Annotated in this window: 4 protein-coding genes; 2 read left to right on the top strand and 2 right to left on the bottom strand. The window is 68.5% G+C overall.

Translation table 11 applies throughout. The annotated features are described in order from the left end of the window. Positions 1-39 precede the first annotated feature (39 nt). Positions 40-1,164: an RICIN domain-containing protein gene (locus ABZ848_RS26445; protein ID WP_360835814.1), complete on the top strand. Its 1,125-nt coding sequence runs from the start codon at positions 40-42 to the stop codon at positions 1,162-1,164. Between the two features lie 40 nt (positions 1,165-1,204). On the opposite strand, the gene ABZ848_RS26440 is transcribed toward ABZ848_RS26445, so the two are convergent. Further along, complete coding sequence (locus ABZ848_RS26440) at positions 1,205-2,734, bottom strand: UDP-N-acetylglucosamine 1-carboxyvinyltransferase (protein WP_360835813.1); 1,530 nt, start codon at positions 2,732-2,734, stop codon at positions 1,205-1,207. 64 nt (positions 2,735-2,798) lie between these two features. Continuing rightward, on the bottom strand, positions 2,799-2,996 hold the full coding sequence (locus tag ABZ848_RS26435) for a DUF4236 domain-containing protein (protein WP_242764632.1): 198 nt from the start codon (positions 2,994-2,996) through the stop codon (positions 2,799-2,801). Between the two features lie 253 nt (positions 2,997-3,249). Here ABZ848_RS26435 and acnA point away from each other — a divergent pair, with 253 nt between their 5' ends. Then, positions 3,250-5,967, top strand: coding sequence for an aconitate hydratase AcnA (gene acnA / locus ABZ848_RS26430; protein ID WP_360835812.1), 2,718 nt, complete (start codon positions 3,250-3,252; stop codon positions 5,965-5,967). Positions 5,968-5,972 lie beyond the last annotated feature (5 nt).

The raw sequence follows: 5,972 nt of genomic DNA, 5'->3' as shown, positions 1-5,972 counted from the left end.
CAGTTCGTCCCCCGATCACTTCTTCGTGGAAGGAACAGAATGTCCGGCAAGAACAGCCCGCAGCACCAGGCAGCGACGGGCGAGACGGAGTCCGCCCCGGCTCCGGACACCACTGCGGGCGGCGCCCCCGAGGCCGCGGCGGCACCCCCGCCCACCAGCGGGGAGACGGCCGCCGCCGCGACGGCGGAAGCGGCTCCTGAAACCCCGTCACCGCCGAAAGCCGCGGCCGCGGCCACGAGCGCCGGTGCGGCCACGGCCCCGGAAGCGGAACCGGACGGCCACGCCGACACCGAGGCCGACGCCGGTGCCGAGGCCCTGGTCGGAGCCGGAGGCGGGGAGGACACCGCGGCGGCGTCCTCCGCCCCCGCCTTCGGGCGTCCCTCACGGGGCCTGCTGGCCGGAGCCGCGATCGCGGGCGCGCTGCTGGTCGGGGTGCCGTTCCTGGTGTCCGGCATGCTGGGCAGGTCGAGTTCGGACGCGAAGCCGTCGGACCGGGTGGCCGACGCCGGCACCGTACTGAACGGGGCGACGACGGACAGCGGCGCGGGCGCCTACGGTTCGGCCACACCGGACCCGACGTCCCCCTCGCCGACGACGTCGCCCGGCAAGGGCGGCGGCAGGAAGAACACGGTGAAGACCGGCGGCGGAGCCGCGGCGGCCGGCGCGGGCGCCGGAGTCGTCGCGGGCAGTTCCGCGGAGGCCCCCAAGAAGGCGTCGTCCGGCGGGAGTTCGCAGAAGAAGACCACCACGACCAAGGCCACCAAGACGGTGACCAGCGCGCCCGGCACCACGATCTACAGCCACGCGTCCAACAAGTGCATCGAGATGGTCGGACACAAGGGCGCCGACGGCTCGCCGCTGGAGATCTGGAGCTGCAACAGCAACAACTGGCAGAAGTGGGACTTCCGTTCGGACGGCACGATCCGCTCGATGGGCCTGTGCATGGACGTCGCCTGGGGCTCTTCGGCGAACGGCGCGGTGATCCAGCTCGCGGTCTGCAGCGGCAACCCGGCCCAGCAGTTCCGCCTCAACTCCAGCAACGACCTGGTCAATCCGCAGGCCAACAAGTGCGTGGACGTCAAGGACGAGAAGACGGGCAACGGCACTCGGCTCCAACTCTGGGACTGCAACGGCCAGGACAACCAGAAGTGGAGCACCCGCTGACCTCGGCGGCGCGGGTTGTCGTCGCCCGTCTCAAGGAGGCTCAGATGTCCCGGAAGATCTCGATCTGCGCCCCGATCGTGTTGAGGCGCTCGGCGAGGTCCTCGTAACCCCGGTTGATGACGTACACGTTGCGCAGGACCGACGTGCCCTCGGCCGCCATCATCGCCAGCAGGACGACGACGGCGGGGCGCAGGGCCGGCGGGCACATCATCTCCGCGGCGCGCCAGCGGGTCGGGCCCTCGACCAGGACGCGGTGCGGGTCCAGCAACTGCAGCCGGCCGCCGAGGCGGTTGAGGTCGGTGAGGTAGATCGCTCGGTTGTCGTAGACCCAGTCGTGGATCAGGGTCTTGCCCTGCGCGACCGCCGCGATCGCCGCGAAGAAGGGGACGTTGTCGATGTTCAGGCCCGGGAAGGGCATGGGGTGGATCTTGTCGATCGGGGCTTCGAGCTTGGAGGGGCGGACGGTCAGGTCCACGAGGCGGGTACGGCCGTTGTCCGCGAAGTACTCCGGTGTGCGGTCGTGGTCGAGGCCCATCTCCTCCAGGACCGCCAGCTCGATCTCCAGGAACTCGATCGGCACCCGGCGCACGGTCAGCTCCGACTCCGTGACGACCGCCGCGGCCAGCAGGCTCATCGCCTCGACCGGGTCCTCGGAGGGGGAGTAGTCCACGTCGGCGTCGATGTCCGGGACACCGTGCACGGTGAGGGTCGTGGTGCCGATGCCCTCGACCCGGACGCCGAGCGCCTCCAGGAAGAAGCACAGGTCCTGGACCATGTAGTTGGAGGACGCGTTGCGGATGACGGTGACGCCGTCGTGGCGGGCCGCGGCCAGCAGCGCGTTCTCGGTGACGGTGTCCCCGCGCTCGGTCAGCACGATCGGACGGTCGGGACGGACACCCCGGTCGACCCGGGCGTGGTACTGCCCCTCGGTCGCCGCGATGTCCAGCCCGAAGCGCCGCAGCGCGATCATGTGCGGCTCGATGGTCCTGGTGCCGAGGTCGCAGCCGCCGGCGTACGGCAGCTTGAAGCGGTCCATACGGTGCAGCAGCGGGCCCAGGAACATGATGATGGAGCGGGTGCGGACGGCCGCGTCGGCGTCGATGGCGCCCATGTCCAGCTCGGCCGGGGGCACGATCTCCAGGTCCACGCCCTCGTTCACCCACCGGGTGCGCACACCGATGGAGCCCAGCACCTCCAGGAGCCGGTAGACCTCCTCGATGCGCGCCACCCGGCGCAGCACGGTCCGCCCCTTGTTGAGCAGGGACGCGCACAGCAGTGCCACGCACGCGTTCTTGCTGGTCTTGACGTCGATGGCCCCGGACAGCCGACGGCCGCCCACGACACGCAGATGCATCGGTCCCGCATAGCCCAGAGAGACGATTTCGCTCTCCAGCGCTTCACCGATTCGAGCGATCATCTCAAGGCTGATGTTTTGGTTGCCGCGCTCGATGCGGTTGACAGCGCTCTGGCTGGTGCCGAGCGCCTCCGCGAGCTGCGCCTGTGTCCAGCCACGGTGTTGCCGGGCATCACGGATGAGCTTGCCGATGCGTACGAGGTAATCGTCTGCCATGGGGTTGAGGCTATCTCAGATATGAGATGGGGCATCTCAAGGGGGCCGTTCGGGTGACGGTCCGTCAACGCCGCCGTTCCGTACGGGTCCGACGCCACCCGAAAGGTCCGGGCAAATCCATCGATGTCGTACGACGTCCGGAACTGCTGTGGGTGTGTCGCGGCCCGTGTCGGCCGCCGGTGGTGATGGACCAGGAGTGCCGATTGATGTTCAGTCGCACTCCGGGAAGGATCCGGAAACTCTTGCGGAACGTGAGGGGCATCGAGCCTCCTTCCGAGAGGTACTGGTTTCCCGGTCGGATACCCCGTTCGTGGAAGACGTCACAAACGGAGGCCGGACATGACCAGTCCGCCCCCGTGTACTAGAGTTATCTCGACATCGAGATATCTGCCGAGGCGCACCGCGGTCGCCACTCTAGTTAGGGTTACCTAACTTAGCCTTACCTTAGCGGATCGGCCAAGTCGTCGTGGCGGCAGGATGCGGTGGGAACGCGCACATCAATGAAGGAGACTGTCGTGTCGGCGAACAGCTTCGACGCCCGCAGCACGCTGCAGGTGGGCGACGAGTCGTACGAGATCTTCCGGCTGGACAAGGTGGAAGGCTCGGCTCGCCTTCCGTACAGCCTCAAGGTTCTGCTGGAGAACCTGCTCCGTACCGAGGACGGCGCGAACATCACCGCCGACCACATCCGTGCCCTCGGCAACTGGGACTCCCAGGCCCAGCCGTCGCAGGAGATCCAGTTCACGCCCGCCCGCGTGATCATGCAGGACTTCACCGGCGTGCCCTGTGTCGTCGACCTCGCCACCATGCGTGAGGCCGTCAAGGCCCTCGGCGGCGACCCGGCCAAGGTCAACCCGCTCTCCCCGGCCGAGATGGTCATCGACCACTCCGTCATCGCCGACAAGTTCGGCACGAACGACGCGTTCAAGCAGAACGTCGACCTGGAGTACGGCCGCAACAAGGAGCGCTACCAGTTCCTGCGCTGGGGCCAGACCGCCTTCGACGACTTCAAGGTCGTCCCCCCGGGCACCGGCATCGTGCACCAGGTCAACATCGAGCACCTGGCCCGGACGGTCATGGTCCGAGGCGGCCAGGCCTACCCCGACACCCTCGTCGGCACCGACTCGCACACCACCATGGTCAACGGCCTCGGTGTCCTGGGCTGGGGCGTCGGCGGCATCGAGGCCGAGGCAGCGATGCTCGGCCAGCCGGTCTCGATGCTCATCCCGCGCGTCGTCGGCTTCAAGCTGACCGGTGAGCTCACCCCGGGCACCACCGCCACCGACCTCGTGCTCACCATCACCGAGATGCTCCGCAAGCACGGTGTGGTCGGCAAGTTCGTCGAGTTCTACGGCGAGGGCGTCGCCGCCACCTCCCTCGCGAACCGCGCCACCATCGGCAACATGTCGCCGGAGTTCGGTTCGACCGCCGCGATCTTCCCGATCGACGCCGAGACCATCAACTACCTGAAGCTGACCGGCCGCTCCGAGCAGCAGCTCGCGCTCGTCGAGGCGTACGCCAAGGAGCAGGGCCTCTGGCTGGACCCGGCCGCCGAGCCCGACTTCTCCGAGAAGCTGGAGCTCGACCTCTCCACGGTCGTCCCCTCCATCGCCGGCCCGAAGCGCCCGCAGGACCGTATCGTCCTCGCCAACGCCGCCGAGCAGTTCAAGCTGGACGTCCGCAACTACGTCGACGTCGTCGACGAGGCCGGCCAGGAGTCCTTCCCGGCCTCCGACGCCCCGGCCGTCGCCCCGAACGGCGCCCCGTCCAACCCGGTCACCGTGACCGCCCCCGACGGTTCGACGTACGAGATCGACCACGGTGCGGTGACGGTCGCGGCCATCACCTCCTGCACCAACACGTCCAACCCGTACGTCATGGTCGCCGCCGCGCTCGTCGCGAAGAAGGCCGTGGAGAAGGGCCTGACCCGCAAGCCGTGGGTCAAGACCACCCTCGCCCCGGGCTCCAAGGTCGTCACCGACTACTTCGACAAGGCGGGGCTCACCCCCTACCTCGACAAGGTCGGCTTCAACCTCGTCGGCTACGGCTGCACCACCTGCATCGGCAACTCCGGCCCGCTGCCGGAGGAGGTCTCCAAGGCCGTCAACGACCACGACCTCGCGGTCACCTCGGTCCTCTCCGGCAACCGGAACTTCGAGGGCCGGATCAACCCCGACGTCAAGATGAACTACCTGGCCTCCCCGCCGCTGGTCGTCGCGTACGCCCTCGCGGGCTCCATGAAGGTGGACATCACGCGCGACGCGCTGGGTGTGGACCAGGAGGGCAAGCCGGTCTTCCTGGCCGACATCTGGCCCTCCGAGGCCGAGGTCAACGACGTCGTGGCGAACGCCATCGGCGAGGACATGTTCAACAAGTCCTACCAGGACGTCTTCGCGGGCGACGCCCAGTGGCAGGCCCTGTCGATCCCGACCGGCGACACCTTCGAGTGGGACCCGGAGTCGACGTACGTCCGCAAGCCCCCGTACTTCGAGGGCATGACGATGGAGACCACCCCGGTCTCCGACATCACGGGCGCCCGCGTCCTCGCCAAGCTGGGCGACTCGGTGACCACCGACCACATCTCCCCGGCCGGCGCCATCAAGGCCGACACCCCGGCCGGCAAGTACCTCACGGAGCACGGTGTCGAGCGCCGCGACTTCAACAGCTACGGCTCCCGCCGCGGCAACCACGAGGTCATGATCCGCGGTACGTTCGCCAACATCCGCCTGCGCAACCAGATCGCGCCGGGCACCGAGGGCGGCTACACCCGCGACTTCACGCAGGACGGCGCGCCGGTGTCGTTCATCTACGACGCCTCGCAGAACTACCAGGCCGCGGGCATCCCGCTGGTCATCCTGGGCGGCAAGGAGTACGGCTCCGGCTCGTCCCGCGACTGGGCCGCCAAGGGCACCGCTCTCCTCGGCGTCAAGGCCGTCATCACCGAGTCGTACGAGCGCATCCACCGCTCTAACCTCATCGGCATGGGCGTCCTCCCGCTCCAGTTCCCGGCCGGCCAGAACGCCGACTCCCTCGGCCTGACCGGCGAGGAGACCTTCTCCATCACCGGCGTGACCGAGCTGAACGACGGCACCACCCCGAGCACGGTCAAGGTCACCACCGACACGGGCGTCGAGTTCGACGCGGTTGTCCGCATCGACACCCCCGGTGAGGCCGACTACTACCGCAACGGCGGCATCATGCAGTACGTGCTGCGCAGCCTGATCCGCAAGTAAGCGGC

Source organism: Streptomyces sp. NPDC047081 (genome assembly GCF_040643775.1).
In the GTDB taxonomy this organism is placed as follows: Bacteria; Actinomycetota; Actinomycetes; order Streptomycetales; family Streptomycetaceae; genus Streptomyces.
The sequence above is the reverse complement of the archived record's forward strand: the minus strand, read 5'-3'. Positions and strand labels throughout refer to the sequence as shown.

Excerpts from the sequence above, each read along its gene's own strand:
- ABZ848_RS26445 (WP_360835814.1), top strand. The coding sequence starts at position 40 with ATGTCCGGCAAGAACAGCCCGCAGCACCAGGCAGCGACGGGCGAGACG.
- ABZ848_RS26440 (WP_360835813.1), bottom strand. The coding sequence starts at position 2,734 with ATGGCAGACGATTACCTCGTACGCATCGGCAAGCTCATCCGTGATGCC.
- ABZ848_RS26435 (WP_242764632.1), bottom strand. The coding sequence starts at position 2,996 with ATGCCCCTCACGTTCCGCAAGAGTTTCCGGATCCTTCCCGGAGTGCGA.